We start from the raw sequence: 16,716 nt of genomic DNA on the forward strand, positions 1-16,716 counted from the left end.
GGCCGGCCACCACGGTCGGCGAACTCGCCCGCGCCGGCGCCCTGGTGCTGCGCGCCGGCGGTCCCGGCACCGCCCCCGGGCCGGCCGTGCTCACCGAGCACGACATCCTCGCCGGGACCGCGCCCAGCGGGGTGCTGCCGGACGGGCCGCCGGAGGAGCCGGTGCTCACGGAGCCGGGGGACGTGGTCGTTCCGGTGCTGGGGCGGGGCGCCGCGGCCCGGGTGGTGGACGAGGCCACGGCGGGCGCGGCGCTGGGCCGGAACCTGTATCTGCTGCGTCCGGATCCGGCCGCCCTCGATCCCTGGTTCCTGGCCGGCTTCCTGCGCGGCACCGCCAACAACCGGCAGGCCAGCAGCTACGCGTCGACCTCGACCCGGCTCGACGTACGGCGGCTTCAGCTGCCCCGGCTGCCGCTGGCCGACCAACGGCGGTATGGGGAGCGCTTCCGTACGCTGGCGGCCTTCGAGGAGACGCTGCGGCTGGCAGGGCAGTTGGGCGAGCAGCTCGTGCAGGGGCTCTACGACGGCCTGACGGACGGGACGGTCCGCCCGGAGGGGCCGCAGGTGTAGTTCGGGTAACGCCGGGTCGGTTGTCGGCGGTGACGGATAGTCTTCGCTTGTCACCCGCACTTTTGTTTGCTCAGGGAGCAAGTGATGAACGGCCCCGGCACCGCACCGCCGCAGCTCCGTCCCGCCGGCGACGGGGCGGCGATCGCCTTGCGCGTGCTCTTCGTGGTGATCGGGTACATCGGCTTCAGCCTGCTCAACTGGATCCTGCTGCTGCGGCTCGCCCTGCTCCGCCGCCGCACGATGGACTGGGTGGTCTTCGGGGCCGTCGGGATCGTCCTTCCCGGCATCTGCCTCAGCATGATCAGCGACAGCGACAACATCACCGGGCCCGCGGACGCCACGGGCACCTTCGGCTTCATCGGCCTCTGGCTCTTCACGCCGGTGTACTTCCTGGTGATGGACATCCAGTACCGCAGGGAGACGCGGGAGGCGGCCGCCGCGCAGTCGTACGCCGCCCCGTCCCCGTATCCGTACGGCGGGCCGCAGGGGCCGCAGGCCCAGCCCACACCCCAACCGCCGGGCCCGCCCGAGCCGTACGAGTACAACCCCTACATCCAGACCCCCACCCCGCCGCCCGCGCCCGCCCCCGCGCCGCCCGCCGTCCCCCAGCCCCCGCGCATCAACCAGGTGCGGGCCGAGCTGGACGAGCTGAGTGACCTGCTGCGCAAGCAGGAGGGCAATCAGTGAACGGGCGGATCGTCGCCGGCCGTTACGAGCTGGCCACGGTCATCGGCCAGGGCGGCATGGGCCAGGTCTGGACCGCGTACGACCGCCGCCTCGACCGCCGCGTCGCCGTCAAGCTGCTGCGCCCCGACAAGGTCGCCGGCGGCGAGGACGTCACCGAACTGCGCGGCCGCTTCGAGCGCGAGTGCCGGGTCACCGCCCAGGTCGACCACCCCGGCCTGGTCACCGTCCACGACGCCGGCAGCGACGGCGACGAGCTGTACCTGGTCATGCAGTACGTCGAGGGCGCCGACCTCGCCGACCATCTCGCCGAGCACGATCCGTACCCCTGGCCCTGGGCGGTCGCCGTCGCCGCGCAGTTGTGCGCCGTGCTGTCCGCCGTGCACGCGGTGCCGATCGTCCACCGCGACCTCAAGCCCCGCAATGTGATGGTCCGGCCCGACGGTTCGGTCACCGTCCTCGACCTGGGCGTCGCCTCGGTGCTCGACACGGACACGACCCGGCTCACCCACACCGGCACCCCCATCGGCACGCCCGCCTACATGGCCCCCGAGCAGGCCATGGGCGGCGCCGTCGGCCCCCGTACGGACCTCTACGCGCTCGGCGTGCTGCTCCACGAACTGGTCAGCGGCAACGTCCCCTTCGCCGGGTCGACGGCCCTCGGCGTGCTCCACCGCCACCTGTACGAGGCGCCGGTGCCGCTGCGACAGGTGCGGCCCGAAGTGCCCGAGCCGCTGGAGGCGCTGGTGCTGCAGCTCCTCGCGAAGGACCCACAGCACCGGCTCCCCGACGCCCAGGAGACGTACCGCAGGCTGGCCACGCTGCTTCCCGTGCCGGGCCCGCACCACCCGCTGACCGGCCCGATGGACCCCAGCCGCCCCTTCCTCCGCCCGCACGCCCCCTGGCCCGACCGCCCCGCCGCGCCCCGCACCGACGCCCCCGCGCCCACCCCGGTCCCAGCTACCGGCGGCACCCCCGGCATCGCCGAGGCCGTCGACGAGGTCAAACGCCTTCTCGACGCCGGCCGCATCACCCAGGCCGTCGACATCCTCGGCGGCGTCCTCCCCGCCGCCGAGTCGAAGCACGGCGAGCACTCACCGGTCGTGCGGATGCTGCGCAAGCAGTACGCCGCCACCCTCATGGAGGACGGCCAGTACCGCCGCGCCCTGCCCGAGCTGCGCCGCCTCGCCGACGAGCACGCCGCCGACTCCGGGCCGGCCGGCCGTGCGTCTCTCCAATACCGGTACGAGGCCGCGCAATGCCTGGAGCAGCTCGGCGATGCGGCCGCCGCGCTCACCGAATACCGCACCCTGCTCCCCTACTTCGAGCAGTACCGCGCCACCGATCCGGCGTTGCCGCTCGACGTCCGGCGCCGCATCGGCCATCTGCTGCTGTCGGTCGGCGATCGCGCCGCCGCGCACGACGTCCTCTCCCGCCTGCTCTACGACGCCGACCGCGTCCACGGCCCCCACCACCCCTTCTCCGCAGAGCTGCGCCGCACGCTCGCCTGGCTGAGCCAAGTCCGCCGGTAACCGGGGGGGTTGTCTCCCCCACCCCGCCCCTTCCCGAAACCGGGCTCCGCCCCCTGGCCCCTCCCCCAGAGGGGGTACCCCCAGGTCCTCGAACGCCGGACGGGCTGCATTGCCCCCGGGTTGTGGGAGAACGTTCCGCTGGGAGGAGGAACGGGCTGGCACAACCCCCAGCCGCCTCGGCCACCGAGGTGCTGACGTACGCCCACCAGCTGCACCCGGACGTGCGCTACCGGATCGTGGCGGACGAGTCCGGCTACTGGGTGTTGCGGCGGGTCTGACCGCGCCGGCGCAGCAGGAGCAGCCCGCCCACGAGAGCGGTGTCGTAGCCGGCCTTCCACAGGCCGGTGCCCGCCTTCACCTTGGCCGCCATCCGGTCGAAGTCGGCCTGGGTGTGCAGCATTCCGGGGTGCGCGAAGGTCGCGCCCGCGGCCGAGGCCGTCCCGGCGGTGAGGCCGGCACCGATGGTGACGGCTCCGGCCGCCGCGCCGGCGATCTTCAGCATGTTCCGGCGGCTGATGTCTGCGACCACTGCTTCACTCCTGTGCCGGATCCGGATGCGTTCGGACAGGAGACGCATCGGACCCGCAGGCGATAACAGAAAGCGGCCGATCGGTCAGCGACCCCGCCACAGGCGGGCGACCCGGCGCCGAAGATCCAGCCCTGGGCGGTGAGGGCGTCGGCGAAGCGGGCGTCGGCCCCCCGGCTCACCGGCTTCGCCACGGCTCCACTTCAAAGGATCGCCCGGTTTCACTCAGCGTCACACAGCACCCACACCGCGAGAACATCCACTGTTCGCCCCGCCGTAAGCAACCACGTGTGGGCGCGACACTTTTCAGCCATTGACTCTCCCCGGCGCGACACCGCAGTCGCTCGCGTCGCCTGACATGTGGGGGGAACCACGATGGCATCCGCAGAAGCGGGGTCCGGCAGACCCGGCCTCCACGACGACATCCCGCGCCGGCTGGGCACAGCACGCGGGACAGGTGACCGGATCTTCCGGTACCAACTGACCTCCGCCGGGGTCGTGGTGCTCGCCATCATGGCGGCGGTCGGCCTCTTCCTGCTGCTGAGGGCGGGTCAGGCGCTGCGCGCCACCGGCTTCTCCTTCCTCACCACCGCGCAATGGCAGCCGGACGTACACCGCTTCGGCATCGCCGCCGTCCTGACCGGCACCCTGCTGATCGCCGCCGTCGCGGTCACGATCTCCGTACCGCTGGCGCTCGGCACGGCGCTGTTCATCTCCGATGTCGCGCCGCGCCCGCTGCGCCGCACGCTGGTGGCGATGGTCGACCTGATGGCGGCGGTCCCGTCGGTGGTCTACGGGTTGTGGGGGCTGTTCTTCCTCCAGAAGAACGTCATCGGGCTGTCTCGCTGGCTGTCGGACTGGTTCGGCTGGATTCCCTTCCTGCACGTGGACGGTGCCCAGCCCGGCGACCCGCTGGCCTCGGCGAGCGTCTACACCGCGTCCACCTTCGTCGCCGGGATCGTGGTCGCGCTGATGGTCGCGCCCATCCAGTGCTCCGTGATGCGCGAGGTCTTCACTCAGGCCCCGGCGGGCGAGCGGGAGGGCGCGTACGCGCTCGGCGCGACCCGGTGGGGCATGATCCGGGCAGTCGTCCTCCCGTACGGGAAGGGCGGGGTCATCGGCGGCACCATGCTGGGACTCGGCCGGGCGCTGGGCGAGACGATCGCGGTGTACCTGATCATCTCGCCGGTCTTCAACATCCAGCCGCACATCCTGCAGACCGGCACCAACTCGGTCTCCTCGCTCATCGCCCTGCACTACGGGGACGCCTCCGACTTCGGCATGTCGGCCCTGATGGCGGCGGGCCTGGCGCTCTTCCTGCTCACCCTGGTCGTCAACTTCACCGCGTCGTCGATCGTGGCCCGTTCGCGGTCCGGCGCACAGAGCGAGGGATGAGATGACGGTCGTAAACGACGTGAACGACGTCGAAAAGACGGCTCCCCTGCCCCTCACCGAGCCGACTGCGCCGGCCTCCTCACCCGCCGAGCCCCCTGCCGAGGCGGAGGACCGGCCGCGCCGCATCGGCGGCCTCACCCGCTCCGGGGTGCTGTCCCTGTGCGGCGCCGCCGCGTCCGGGCTGTGCGTCGCACTTCTGCTCTTCGGTCAACTCGCCCCGCTCTCCGGCGCCCTGGGCTTCGTGGTGGTCGCGTACGGGGCCTTCCTCGCCGCCTACGCGGTGCTGCTGGGCCTGGAGGAGGACGGCCCCGCCGTACGCGACCGGGTGATGACGGTCGTGTTGTGGTCGGCGGCGACGCTGCTCTTCTCCGCGCTCGTGCTGGTCGTCGGCTTCACGCTGTGGCGCGGGCGGGAGGCGCTGCCGCACCTCAACTTCTTCACCCAGGACATGCAGCAGGCCGGCCCCCTGGACCCGCTCACCAACGGCGGCATAGCCCACGCCATGCTCGGCACCCTGCTGATGATCGCCATCGCGCTGGCGGTCACCGTGCCGCTGGGCCTGGCCTGCGCGGTGTACCTCAATCAGATCCCCGGCCGGTTCTCACGGTTTGTACGGACCATCGTCGAGGCGATGACCGCGCTGCCGTCGATCGTGGCCGGCCTGATGGTGTACGCCACCTGGATCCTCGGCCTGGGCCTGCAGAAGTCGGGGCTCGCGGCCGGGTTCGCGATCAGCGTCATGATGCTGCCGATCGTGATCCGTGCCGCCGACGTCGTACTGCGCCTGGTCCCCGGCAACCTCACCGAGGCGGCGGAAGCCCTCGGCGCGCCGCGCTGGCGCACCGTCTGGCACGTCGTACTGCCCACCGCCCGCTCGGGACTCGCCACCGCCGTCATCCTGGGCACCGCCCGGGGTATCGGTGAGACCTCGCCGGTGCTGCTCACCGCCGGCTACACCGCCGCCCTCAACGCCGATCCGGCGCACGGCCCCATGGTGTCGCTGCCGCTGGCCGTCTTCTCCTTCGTCAAGTCCCCGGAACCGACCATGATCGCCCGAGGCTTCGGCGCCGCAGCGGTCCTGATGGCCCTGGTCCTGGTCCTGTTCGCGGTCGCCCGGATCCTCGGAGGCCGTGGCCCCGGCCAGCAGACCAAACGGCAGGCACTCCGGACCGCCCGGGCGTCCAAGCGCGACGCCGCCCGCTTCGCCGAAGCGCATGCCCCCGCACTGTCCCTGTTCGACGGAGAGAGCTCCTGATGCGCACGTATCCCATGGGACGCCGGTTCACTGCCGTGCCACTGCTCGCCGCACTGCTGGCCGTGGTCGCGTCCGTGCTGCTCGGACCCGGCGCGGGCATCGCGGCCGCCACCAGTTACACCCCGATCGCCGGAGCGGGCTCCACGTGGGCCGAGAACGCGGTCGACCAGTGGCGACGCGACGTCAACCAGTACGGCATGCGGATCAGTTACTCCGGCACCGGCTCCTCCGACGGACGCCGGCAGTTCCTGAGCGGCACCGTGGACTACGCGGTGTCCGACATCCCGTTCCAGACCCACCCCACCGACGGCTCGGCCGCCGAGAACCCGGCCGCGGGCAGCTACGCGTACATGCCGATCGTGGCGGGCGGCACGGTCTTCATGTACCACCTCACGATCGGCGGGAAGAAGGTCACCAACCTCCGCCTGTCGGGCGACGTGGTGACCAAAATCTTCACCCGCGCCATCACGTACTGGGACGACAAGGCCATCAAGGCCGACAATCCCGGCCTCGCGCTCCCGCACCGCACCATCGTCCCCGTCGTCCGCTCCGACGGCTCGGGCTCGACGGCCCAGTTCACCTTGTGGATGGCCAACCAGCACACCTCGCTGTGGAACGCGTACTGCGCGAAGGTCGGCCGCTCCGGGGCCTGCGGCCAGACCTCAAACTACCCCACCACCTCAGGCATGATCGCCCAGTCCGGCGACCTGGGTGTGGCCGGCTATGTGGCGCAGGGCTACGGCGAGGGATCGATCGGGTACGTCAACTACTCGTACGCGCTCAACGCGCACTTCCCGGTCGCCAAGGTGCTCAACCACGCCGGCTACTACACCGAGCCAACCCCCCAGAACGTCGCCGTGTCGCTGCTCAAGGCGAAGATCAACACCAACAAGAACTCCGCCGACTACCTCACCCAGAACCTCAACGGCGTCTACACCGACAGCGACAAGCGCAACTACCCGCTCTCCAGCTACTCGTACATGATCCTGCCGCTCAAGGTCGAAGGCACCTTCACCAAGGCCAAGGGCAACACGCTGGGCGCGTTCTCGTACTACTTCATGTGCCAGGGGCAGCAACAGGCACCATCGCTGGGCTACTCACCACTTCCCATCAACCTGGTGAAGGCCGGATTCGACCAGATCAAACGCATCCCGGGCGTCTCGGCGCAGTCCATCGACATCAAGAAGTGCAACAACCCAACCTTCAGCGCCGACGGCACCAACAAGCTCGCCCAGACCGCGCCATACCCCAAGGCCTGTGACAAGAAGGGCGCCGCGCCCTGCACCACCGGCAGCGGCGGCGCGACCACCTCCAGCAGCAGCACGGGCGGCTCCTCCGGCGGTACGACCTCCGGCGGCGGCACGGGCAGCACCGGCACCACCACCGGCGGTACCGGCACCACTGGAGCCGCCGGCACCACCACCGGCGGCGCCTCCGTCGACCCCGACACCGGGCAGACCCTCTCCCCGGCGGGCTCCTCCGGCGGCACCACCTCGGCCGGTGCGACCACGGCCGGCGGCACCGTCGCCCTCGCCCAGCCGGTCACCGTCGCCGGCCAGAGCGGCTGGAGCAGCGCCCAGACACTGATGCTGCTGGCGGCGATCGCGCTGTTCGCGCTGATCCTGCTTCCCTCCGTCGTCTCACGCGTACTGCACTCTCGTAAGGACTCGGCCTCATGAGGAAGAGCATCGTGAAGAACCGGTTCCGCCGTCTCATCCTGCGCCTGGGCACCGGCGCCGTCGTCGGCGCGCTGCTCGGCGCGGCCGCCGCCCAGGCGGCCCAGCCCGCCACGGCCGCGAGCGACGCGGGATCGGCGGTGACCGTCTCCGGGCGCGGCGAGTTCAAGGACATGAAGTTCACCGTCGACCAGACCGCCAACCTCAACAGCCAAGCGGTCAGTGTGTCCTGGACGGGTGGCACGGCCACCACCTTCGCCGGTACGAAGTTCAACACCGACTTCGTGCAGATCATGCAGTGCTGGGGCGACGACGACGGCACCGTGGCGTCCAACCCCGGGCCGCCGCGCACCCAGTGCCAGTACGGGGGTTCGCCCACCACCGGCCGCGACAGCTGGCCGGGCAACCAATACGACGACACCCGCGCCGTCACATACAGCGCCGACCCGACCAGTTACGGCCAGGACGACCGCTACGGAGCCGCCGGCAACTTCGGCCAGGGCGAGGTGCCGTTCAAGTCCGTGGACGGCACCTGGGTCACCAAGAACCTGCAGAACAACGCGCTCTACAGCTACAACACCACCAACGAGGTGGACTTCGCCCGCACCGGCTCCGACGGCACCGGCCAGGAGTACTTCGAGACCCAGACCGCCAACGAGGCTCCGCACCTCGGCTGCGGCGGCCCGAGCAAGCCCACCTGCTGGCTGGTGATCGTCCCGCAGGGCCACCTCGACATGAACGGCCAGCCGTACGCCGACCAGACGACGGTCAACGCGGGCTCGCCGGTCTCCTCCACCAACTGGAAAAACCGAATAGCGATCAAGCTCGGCTTCAACCCGGTCGGCGTCAGCTGCGCCCTCGGCTCCGACGAGCGCGCCACCACCGGCAGCGAGCTGGCCGCCGACGCCATGACCAGTTGGCAGGCCGCCCTCTGCTCGACCGGCACCGTCTACGGCTACACCCAGCTCGGCGAGCCCGATGCCCGCGCCCGCCTGGAGAACGACGGCAGCACCGGCCTGACGTACACCACGAAGGCCCTGGCCGCCGCCACCACGGGCAAAACCGTCTACGCCCCCGTGGCGCTGTCCGGGGCCGTCATCGGCTTCACCATCGAACGAAGAGCCAAGGCCGGTGCACCGGACTCCGAGAAGAAACTCAACGGCAGCAAGGTTGAGTCCATCAACCTCACCCCGCGCCTGGTCGCCAAGCTGCTCACCGAGTCCTACCGCAACTCCACCTGGGGATCGGTCACCACCACCTACGCCTCCGACGGCACCTCGTCCCTGACCGCCGCCAAGGGCTACGCCTGGGCGAAGAAGAACCCCCCCCGGTCTGGTCTCCGACCCCGAATTCCTCGCGCTCAACCCGGAGTTCGCTTATCTGTCGGTCGGCGAGAACCCCAGCACCGACACCGACCTGATCAGCTCCATCGGCCACTCCGACACCGCCCGCGTGATCTGGGACTGGATCATGTCCGACAAGGAGGCCCGGGGCTTCCTGGCCGGCGTCCCCGACGACGACGGCATGCGGGTCAACCCGTACTACAGCACCAACGCCGACCTGAACCCCACCGGCATCGCCTTCGACCCGAACAGCGCCGACGACTACCCCAAGAGTGACCCCTGGTGCACCACCCCGGCGGGTTCGGGCGCCACCATCCCGCAGTGCATGATCGACTTCCACCCGTACGTGGACGACATGCACTCCGGCGCCCTGCACACCCGCCGCGCCGACCAGCTCTGGAAGTCCAGCTGGAACGCCCTCAGCGCGCCGCCCGCCTGGCAGTCCCCCGGCCCGCAGACCGTCGGCTCACGCTTTGTGATCACCATCACCGACGCCGCCTCCGCCAAGCGCTACGGGCTGCAGACCGCCGAGCTGCGTAATGCGTCGGGGAAGTTCGTGGCGGCCACCGACACCTCGCTGACCGCGACGGCCGGCACGGCTGCCAAGGCCACGATCCGCACCATCGACCCCGCGACGACCAAGACCACGAAGGCCTACCCGCTCACTGAGCTGGTCTACGCCGCCGTACGCCCCGCCGACATCGCGGCCGCCGCCCGCAAGGACTACGCGACGCTCATCACGTACGCCGCCGGCGCGGGCCAGACCAGCGGCACCAACCCCGGCGAGCTGCCGGTCGGCTACGCTCCGCTCCCCGCGAATCTGCGCACCGAGGCCGACAGCGCCGCCACCGCACTCCTCAACTGGAAGCCGTCCGCCTCCGACCCGAGCGGCGTCACAACCACGGGCAGCGGCTCCACGAGCACCAGCGGCACCGGAACCAGCGGCACGGGCGCTAGCGACGGCACCCCGCAGGGTCTGGGCACCAGCGCCAGCCCTTCGACCGCCGTCTCCCCGGCCCCGTCCTACGACGGCGGCAAGGCCATCCAGACCACCGCGATGGGCACCACCCCGGCCGACCCGTCCGGCGCCCTGTTCTACGCCGTACCGGTCGGCGCCGCCCTCGGCATCCTCGCCGCCGCAGGCGCCCCCTTCGCGGGCGGTACCCGGCCCCGCGTCCCGCTTCCGCTGCGCGTCCCGCTCCCGGGGGGCCGCGGCCTCACCATCTCGCGCTTGGAGCTGACGGCGCTGAGCGCCCGGTTCCGGCGCCTGTTGCGCAGGCCCCCGGCCTGACCGCACCCACAAACGGCCGCCCGCCCCGAAAGGCAGTCGGGGCGGACGGTTGGCACCACCCTGCACGACCGGCGCCGCAAGGCGCCACCTGGCGCAACCGCACAACCGCACAACCACCCGTCACGTCAACACAGCCCAGCAGGAGACCTCATGCGCTCCACGCGCCTCATGGCAGCGGCCATCACCGCCGCCCTCGCCACAGGAAGCCTCGCTCTGGCGAGCCCGGCGTCCGCCGATCCCACCCCCGCGGGCACCTTCCGTAAGCTCGTCGGTGTGGGCTCCGACACCACGCAGGACGTGCTCAACGCCCTCGCCAACGGCACCAGCTCCGCCTCCGCCGTCAAGGCGACGAACGGTGACGGAATCGCCTCGTACGACGCCGTCGAGCCGGGCACCGGCTCGACCACCTCCACCATCACCACCCGCAGCGGCGGCACTGCCTTCCTGCGCCCCAACGGCTCCGGCGCGGGCCGTACCGCGCTCAGCTCCTCCCTCACCAACGGCCTGTACCCGCTCGCGGGCGGGGTGAATGTCAACGGTCAGATCGACTTCGCCCGCTCCTCCGGCGGACCGAGCGTCGTCGGCACCTCCCTCACCTACGTGCCGATGGCGCGGGACGCGGTGGGCGTGGCCGTCCTGGGCAGCAAGCTGCAGAACCTGACGATCGCCCAGCTGCACGACATCTACGCGGGCACGCTCACCACGGTGAACGGCCAGACCGTCCACCCGCACATCCCGCAAAGCGGGTCCGGCACCCGTAAGTTCTTCCTCAGCGCCATCGGCCTCAGCGACTCCGACATCAAGTCGGACGTCGTCACGACCGTCCAGGAGAACCAGGCCGACGACGCGCTGAAGACCGACGGCGACCTGGTGCCGTTCTCGGCCGCCAGCTGGATCGCCCAGCTCAACCACGTGTCCCCCGACCACAGCAGCACCGCGGTCACCGCCGGCGCCTACATGGCCGGCATCGAGCTGGACCCGGGCGCCGTGGGCACCTTCACCTCCCCCGTCGCCACCGTCGCCGGCAAGGTGACCCCGGTCGACTCCTACTACAGCAACGCCACCTTCGGCCGCGACGTCTACAACGTCGTCCCGAGCCGGGCGATCGACCCCACCAGCGCCTTCTACGACGACTCGCTGTACGACATCTTCGTCACCGTCGGCACGCACAAGGCTGAGCTGGCGTCGGACACCTCCAAGACCGTCATCGCCGACTACGGCTTCCTGAACGAGTCGTACGACGGGTCGATCGACCCCACCAAGCACGCCAAGTTCGGCGGCCTGGAGAACGGCGCCGCCACCACCCTCCCCAGCAAGCCCACCCTCACCGCGACCCCGGGCGCCGGCAGCCTGGCCCTGTCCTGGACCGTCGCCACCAGCAACGGCCTCCCGGTCACCGACTACCGCGCGGTCGTGACGGCCCCCGACGGCAGCGTCGTTGCCAACAAGGACGTCAAGGCCGACACCCTCTCCACCACGTTCACCGGCCTGGCCGCGGGCTCGTACACCGTCTCGCTGACCGCCAACAACCTGGTCGGCGCCGGTGACGCCGCCACCTGGACCGGCGCCGTCTCCGCCGTCCAGAGCGCCAGCACCACCAAGGCCTCGGCGCCGAAGACCGCGTACGGCAAGACCCCGAAGGTCGCCGTCACCGTCACCAGCGCCGGCTCGGCCGTGCCGACCGGCAAGGTCACCGTCAAGGAGGGCACCAAGACCCTCGGTTCGGCCACGCTGAACAGCAGCGGCAAGGCCTCAGTCTCGCTGTCGAAGACCCTCAAGGTCGCCACGCACACCCTGACGGTGTCGTACGCCGGTGACGCCAACACCAAGTCGTCCAAGGCCACGGCCAAGCTGACGATCGTCAAGGCCACCGCGAGCGTCAGCAGCTCGGCGCCGAAGACGATCAGCCACACCAAGAGGGCCAAGGTCACCGTCAAGGTCACCGCCACCGGCACCACGCCGACCGGCAAGGTCAGGATCTACGAGGGCACCAAGGTCATCGCGACCGGCACGCTGAGCCACGGCAAGGTCACCATCACCCTGCCGACGCTCAAGAAGGGCACGCACAAGCTGCACGCCCGCTACCTGGGTTCGACGACGGTCAACGCCAAGTCCGGCGCGACCTTCAGCATCAAGTCCACCTGACACACCCGGAGTCGGTGGCCGGCCGCCCGCAGTGACGGCCGGCCACTGACGCCGCCTTTCCCACTTCCCAAGGAGGCCGGCCGCCGTGACGGTCGCCGTACAGATCCAGCTCCCCCGGATCCCCGCCGCACGGCACCTCGCCCGGGGCGCCCTGCTCACCCTCGCCGCGCTGCTGCTGGGCCTGACCGTCCAGCTCCTGCTGCTCAGCGGCCTCCAGCAGCGCGCCGCCCAGCAGGCCGCCCACGACGCGCTGCGCGCCACCCTCGCCGAGGGCACCGCGCCCGTCGCCCAGACCAACCCGCAGGGGCAGTTGCTGGCCCCCGGGACGCCCGTCGCGCTGATCGACATCCCGGAGCTGGGCGTCCACCAGGTCGTCCTGGAGGGCACCGACTCCGCCGTTCTCGCCGACGGCCCCGGCCACCGCCGCGACACCCCGATGCCCGGACAGGCCGGCACCAGCGTGCTGATGGGCCGCGCGGCCGCGTACGGCGGTCCCTTCGGCGGCCTCGACCACCTCGCCGCCGGTTCGGCGATCACCGTCACCACCGGGCAGGGCAAGGCCCGTTACCGCGTCCTCGACATCCGCCGCGCCGGTGACCCCGCGCCTGCCCCGGTCGCCGCAGGCAAGGGCCGCCTGGTCCTGGTCACCGCCACCGGCGCCCCCTACCTCCCGCGGGGCATCCTCAGGGTCGACGCCGATCTGGTGACGCCCGCCGCGCAGACCCCCGCCGCCACCATCCAGGCCGGCACCCTGCCTGACTCCGAAGAGCCCCTGGCCGGTGGCGGCGGTGTGCCCTGGCCGCTGGTGATGTGGCTCCAGGCGCTGGCGCTGGCCTCGGCCGGTGCCGTCTGGGCCTGGCACCGCTGGGGCCGCCACCAGACCTGGATCGTCGGCGCCCCGGTCATCACCGTCCTCGGCCTCCAGGTCGCGGGCCAGGCCACCCAGCTGCTCCCCAACCTCCTCTAAAGGCCAAGACGATGACCACTGACACCGCTGTCCTCCCCCTGGTGACCGCCGCCCCCGCCGCCCTGGACGCCCGCGCCGTCTCCGCCTGGTTCGGCACCCACAAGGTCCTGGAACGCGTCACCCTCACCATGCCCGCCGGCCAGGTCACCGCCCTCATCGGCCCCTCGGGCTGCGGCAAGTCGACCTTCCTGCGCACCCTCAACCGGATGCACGAGCTGATCCCCGCCGCCCAGCTCGCCGGCGAGGTCCTCTTCGACGGCGAGGACATCTACGCCCCCGGCCGCCGCCTCACCGACGCCCGCCGCAACATCGGCATGGTCTTCCAGAAGCCGAACCCCTTCCCCGCGATGTCCATCTACGACAACGTGGTCGCCGGTCTGCGCCTCACCGGGGTACGCGCCGCCCGCCGTACGAAGGACGACCTCGTCGAGGAGTGCCTCACCCGCGCCGGCCTCTGGAAGGAGGTCCGCGACCGCCTCCGCCGCCCCGGCGGCGCGCTCTCCGGCGGCCAGCAGCAGCGCCTCTGCATCGCCCGCGCCCTGGCCGTCCGCCCCCGCGTCCTGCTGATGGACGAGCCCTGCTCCGCCCTGGACCCCACCTCCACCCGCCGGGTGGAGGAGACCATCCAGGAGTTGGCCAGCGACGTCACCGTCGTGATCGTCACCCACAACATGCAGCAGGCCAACCGCGTCTCCCAGCAGTGCGCCTTCTTCCTCGCCGAGCAGGGCACCCCGGGCGGCATCGTCGAACACGGCCCGACCGACGACATCTTCGGCTCCCCCAAGGACGAGCGCACCGCCGACTACGTGGCGGGCCGCTTCGGCTGAGCGGCCGTTCTCCGGTTCAGCCGGAGGGCCGGTCGGCTTCTGACCGGCTTCGCCACAGGCCTTCACCGGCTGACGCCGCCGGGGGCCGACCGCAGGAGCTGGGACCTGTGACAGGAATCACGGCAGAGCCCCAGAACTAAGGGTTTTCACAGTGTGAACATAGATCGGCCCTCGCCATCACCCGGCGCGCGCCCAACAACACAAGGAGATCCCTTGCCCGGCAACCCGTCGCGCGACGGAAACGGCGCCGGACACGCGCCGAGACTCGACATCCAAGGACTTCGCGCCCTGGCCGTCTCGCTGGTCGTCCTCTCCCACGCCGGGGTGGCTCAATTCAGCGGCGGTTACGTCGGCGTCGACGTCTTCTTCGTCATATCAGGTTTCCTGATCACCTCGCTCCTGCTGCGCGAGCTGTCCACCACGGGACGGGTCTCGATCCGGCAGTTCTACGCCCGCCGGGCGCTGCGCCTGCTTCCCGCGTCAACCCTGGTGGTGGTCACCACACTTGCCGGGGCCTGGCTCTTCCTGTCGAAGATCCGCTTCACCGAGTACGTGGGCGATGCGCTGAGCAGCGCCTTCTACGCGGTGAACTTCCGGCTGGCCCTCTCCGGCACCGACTATCTGCAGCAAGGCAGCCCGCCCTCACCGTTCCAGCACTTCTGGTCGCTGGCCGTGGAGGAGCAGTTCTACCTGGTGTGGCCGCTGCTCCTTGTCCTCAGCTGGAAACTGGCGCGGCGGCGACACGCACTGCTGGCGGTGCCGCTGGTCGTGCTCTGCCTGGTCTCGTTCTGGCTGAGCCTGACCGTGACGAACAGCTCGGCGCCCTGGGCGTACTTCGGTTCGCACACCCGTATCTGGGAACTCGGCGTCGGTGCCCTGCTGGCGCTGTGGGCGGCCCGGACAACCGTGCTGGAGCGAATACCCGCCGGGCTCTCAGCGCCGATGACCTGGATCGGCATGGCCTCCATCGTGCTGGCGGCGCTCCGGTTCGACGAGAGCACACCCTTCCCCGGGTACCACGCGCTCCTGCCGGTTCTCGGCACCGCCCTCGTCCTCACCGGCGGCTTCTCGCCCGCCAGGTTCGACGCACGGCTGATGCTCGCGCGCAAGCCGGTGGTGTGGCTCGGCGGGATGTCGTACGGCTGGTATCTGTGGCACTGGCCGTTCCTGATCATCGGGCCGAAGGCGCTGGGCCGGCCCGACTCCATCCCGCTCGCCCTGGCGCTGTGCGCGGCCGCCTTGCTGCTGGCGTCGGTGACTCTCCGCCTGGTCGAGAACCCGGTGCGGTTCCACAGGGCGTTCAAGGGCCGGCCCAACCGGGCCCTCGCGCTCGGTGTCGGCCTGTCGGCGTTCGTCGCCCTGACCTCGGGCGTCGCGGCGGCCTTCCCGCCGCCCATCAGCACCGGACCACCCGCACCCGTACTGGCTGATGCCCTGACGACCGCGCCCGACTCGCAAGCACGGCTAACGCAGCTCCTGGAGACCTCCGGCCCCGACCTGCCGGGCAACCTCTCGCCGACCGTAGCCAAGATCAAGGACAACAAGTCCGCGATCTACCGGGACGGATGCCACGCCAACTACGAGGCCGAAGAGGCGAAGCCGTGCTTCTACGGCGACCCCTCCTCGGACCAGACCATCGTCCTCTTCGGTGACTCCCACGCCGCCCAGTGGTTCCCCGCCCTGGACCGGCTGGCGGGCGAGCACCACTGGAAACTGGTCTCGCTGACCAAGGCGTCCTGCAAGATGGCCGAGGTCACCATCATCCGTAATGGCAAGCCGTACGCGTCCTGCGACACCTGGCGGCAAAACGCGATCGCCGCGATCGAGGAACTCCGTCCCACGCTGGTGCTCGTCTCGTCCTCGGAAGCGGGTGACCCGATCAAGCCGATGAGCGACCCCCGCAAGGAGTGGGCCGCCGGCTACCAGAAGACCCTCCAGTCGCTCGTGGACACCGGCGCCGAGGTGGCCACCCTCCTCGACAACCCCTGGCCGAAGTCCGACGCCGTCGACTGCGCGGCCAAGCATCCGCTGAAGCTGCAGACGTGCGCGAACCACCTGCCGCGCGCGATCATGGACCAGACCCGGCGCGATGCTCTCCGGGACGCCGCGAAGTCGACGGACGTCGCGGTGATCGACCCCCAGCCGTGGCTGTGCACCCCCGAGGGCGACTGCCCCGTGGTGGTCGGAAACACCGTCGTCTACCGCGACGACAGCCACATGGCGGAAACCTTCGTCGAATCCCTCGCGCCCCTTCTGAACGACCGGCTGTCCGACCTCTTCGGCGCGGACCTGAACGGCCGGTAGGCGGGGCTCGCAGGAGCGGCCGGACAGCGAGAACAGCGAACGGCCGGGGTGACGGGACTTTGCCCGTCACCCCGGCCGTTTCGTGTCAGCCGGCGGATCTGTTCAACAGCCGGCGAGGTAGCTGGTCCGCAGCACCACCGACGAGGCGACGGCCGGATCGGGCTCCGCAGCGACGGCGGCGCGGAGCGGCTCCCACTCCGTC

Annotated in this window: 12 protein-coding genes and 1 pseudogene; 12 read left to right on the forward strand and 1 reads right to left on the reverse strand. The window is 71.0% G+C overall.

What is annotated here, in order from left to right:
- The 4 genes and pseudogenes from EFK10_RS37085 to EFK10_RS48095 all read left to right on the forward strand — a co-directional run.
- Positions 1-569, forward strand: a pseudogene (locus EFK10_RS37085) (SAM-dependent methyltransferase); the annotation flags it as partial.
- An 84-nt stretch (positions 570-653) separates the two neighbouring features.
- On the forward strand, positions 654-1,256 hold the full coding sequence (locus EFK10_RS37090; protein ID WP_127360046.1) for a hypothetical protein: 603 nt from the start codon (positions 654-656) through the stop codon (positions 1,254-1,256).
- Positions 1,253-2,785, forward strand: coding sequence for a serine/threonine-protein kinase (locus EFK10_RS37095; RefSeq protein WP_127360047.1), 1,533 nt, complete (start codon positions 1,253-1,255; stop codon positions 2,783-2,785). Before EFK10_RS37090 ends, EFK10_RS37095 begins: the two co-directional genes overlap by 4 nt.
- Positions 2,786-2,907: 122 nt before the next feature.
- Entirely contained in the window at positions 2,908-3,063 is a 156-nt protein-coding gene (locus tag EFK10_RS48095) for a hypothetical protein (protein ID WP_164836308.1), read from the forward strand.
- On the opposite strand, the gene EFK10_RS37100 is transcribed toward EFK10_RS48095, so the two are convergent.
- Positions 3,039-3,314 carry a twin-arginine translocation signal domain-containing protein gene (locus EFK10_RS37100; RefSeq protein WP_240677704.1) on the reverse strand — a complete coding sequence of 92 codons (276 nt, stop codon included), beginning with the start codon at positions 3,312-3,314 and terminating at the stop codon, positions 3,039-3,041. The genes EFK10_RS48095 and EFK10_RS37100 overlap by 25 nt on opposite strands.
- A 372-nt stretch (positions 3,315-3,686) precedes the next feature.
- Here EFK10_RS37100 and pstC point away from each other — a divergent pair, with 372 nt between their 5' ends.
- From pstC to EFK10_RS37140, 8 genes are all read left to right on the forward strand, one after another.
- Positions 3,687-4,706 carry a phosphate ABC transporter permease subunit PstC gene (gene pstC, locus EFK10_RS37105; RefSeq protein WP_127360048.1) on the forward strand — a complete coding sequence of 340 codons (1,020 nt, stop codon included), beginning with the start codon at positions 3,687-3,689 and terminating at the stop codon, positions 4,704-4,706.
- Between the two features lies 1 nt (position 4,707).
- A complete protein-coding gene (gene pstA, locus EFK10_RS37110) occupies positions 4,708-5,961 on the forward strand; it encodes a phosphate ABC transporter permease PstA (RefSeq protein ID WP_127360049.1) in 1,254 nt (417 codons plus the stop codon).
- On the forward strand, positions 5,961-7,640 hold the full coding sequence (locus EFK10_RS37115) for a phosphate ABC transporter substrate-binding protein PstS (RefSeq protein WP_127360050.1): 1,680 nt from the start codon (positions 5,961-5,963) through the stop codon (positions 7,638-7,640). Before pstA ends, EFK10_RS37115 begins: the two co-directional genes overlap by 1 nt.
- Positions 7,637-9,256, forward strand: coding sequence for a hypothetical protein (locus tag EFK10_RS37120; protein ID WP_127360051.1), 1,620 nt, complete (start codon positions 7,637-7,639; stop codon positions 9,254-9,256). The genes EFK10_RS37115 and EFK10_RS37120 overlap by 4 nt, the downstream gene beginning before the upstream one ends.
- A gap of 1,165 nt (positions 9,257-10,421) precedes the next feature.
- Positions 10,422-12,416, forward strand: coding sequence for an Ig-like domain repeat protein (locus EFK10_RS37125; RefSeq protein ID WP_127360052.1), 1,995 nt, complete (start codon positions 10,422-10,424; stop codon positions 12,414-12,416).
- 85 nt (positions 12,417-12,501) lie between these two features.
- Positions 12,502-13,383: a sortase gene (locus EFK10_RS37130; protein WP_127360053.1), complete on the forward strand. Its 882-nt coding sequence runs from the start codon at positions 12,502-12,504 to the stop codon at positions 13,381-13,383.
- A gap of 11 nt (positions 13,384-13,394) precedes the next feature.
- Positions 13,395-14,210 carry a phosphate ABC transporter ATP-binding protein PstB gene (gene pstB / locus EFK10_RS37135; protein ID WP_127360054.1) on the forward strand — a complete coding sequence of 272 codons (816 nt, stop codon included), beginning with the start codon at positions 13,395-13,397 and terminating at the stop codon, positions 14,208-14,210.
- Between the two features lie 213 nt (positions 14,211-14,423).
- Entirely contained in the window at positions 14,424-16,514 is a 2,091-nt protein-coding gene (locus EFK10_RS37140) for an acyltransferase family protein (protein ID WP_127360055.1), read from the forward strand.
- Positions 16,515-16,716: the final 202 nt, after the last annotated feature.

Source organism: Streptomyces soli (assembly GCF_003999195.1).
Lineage (GTDB): Bacteria > Actinomycetota > Actinomycetes > Streptomycetales > Streptomycetaceae > Actinacidiphila > Actinacidiphila soli.

Coding starts and splice junctions, on each gene's coding strand:
- EFK10_RS37090 (WP_127360046.1), top strand. CDS start 654: ATGAACGGCCCCGGCACCGCACCGCCGCAGCTCCGTCCCGCCGGCGAC.
- pstC (WP_127360048.1), top strand. CDS start 3,687: ATGGCATCCGCAGAAGCGGGGTCCGGCAGACCCGGCCTCCACGACGAC.
- pstA (WP_127360049.1), top strand. CDS start 4,708: ATGACGGTCGTAAACGACGTGAACGACGTCGAAAAGACGGCTCCCCTG.
- EFK10_RS37115 (WP_127360050.1), top strand. CDS start 5,961: ATGCGCACGTATCCCATGGGACGCCGGTTCACTGCCGTGCCACTGCTC.
- EFK10_RS37120 (WP_127360051.1), top strand. CDS start 7,637: ATGAGGAAGAGCATCGTGAAGAACCGGTTCCGCCGTCTCATCCTGCGC.
- EFK10_RS37125 (WP_127360052.1), top strand. CDS start 10,422: ATGCGCTCCACGCGCCTCATGGCAGCGGCCATCACCGCCGCCCTCGCC.
- pstB (WP_127360054.1), top strand. CDS start 13,395: ATGACCACTGACACCGCTGTCCTCCCCCTGGTGACCGCCGCCCCCGCC.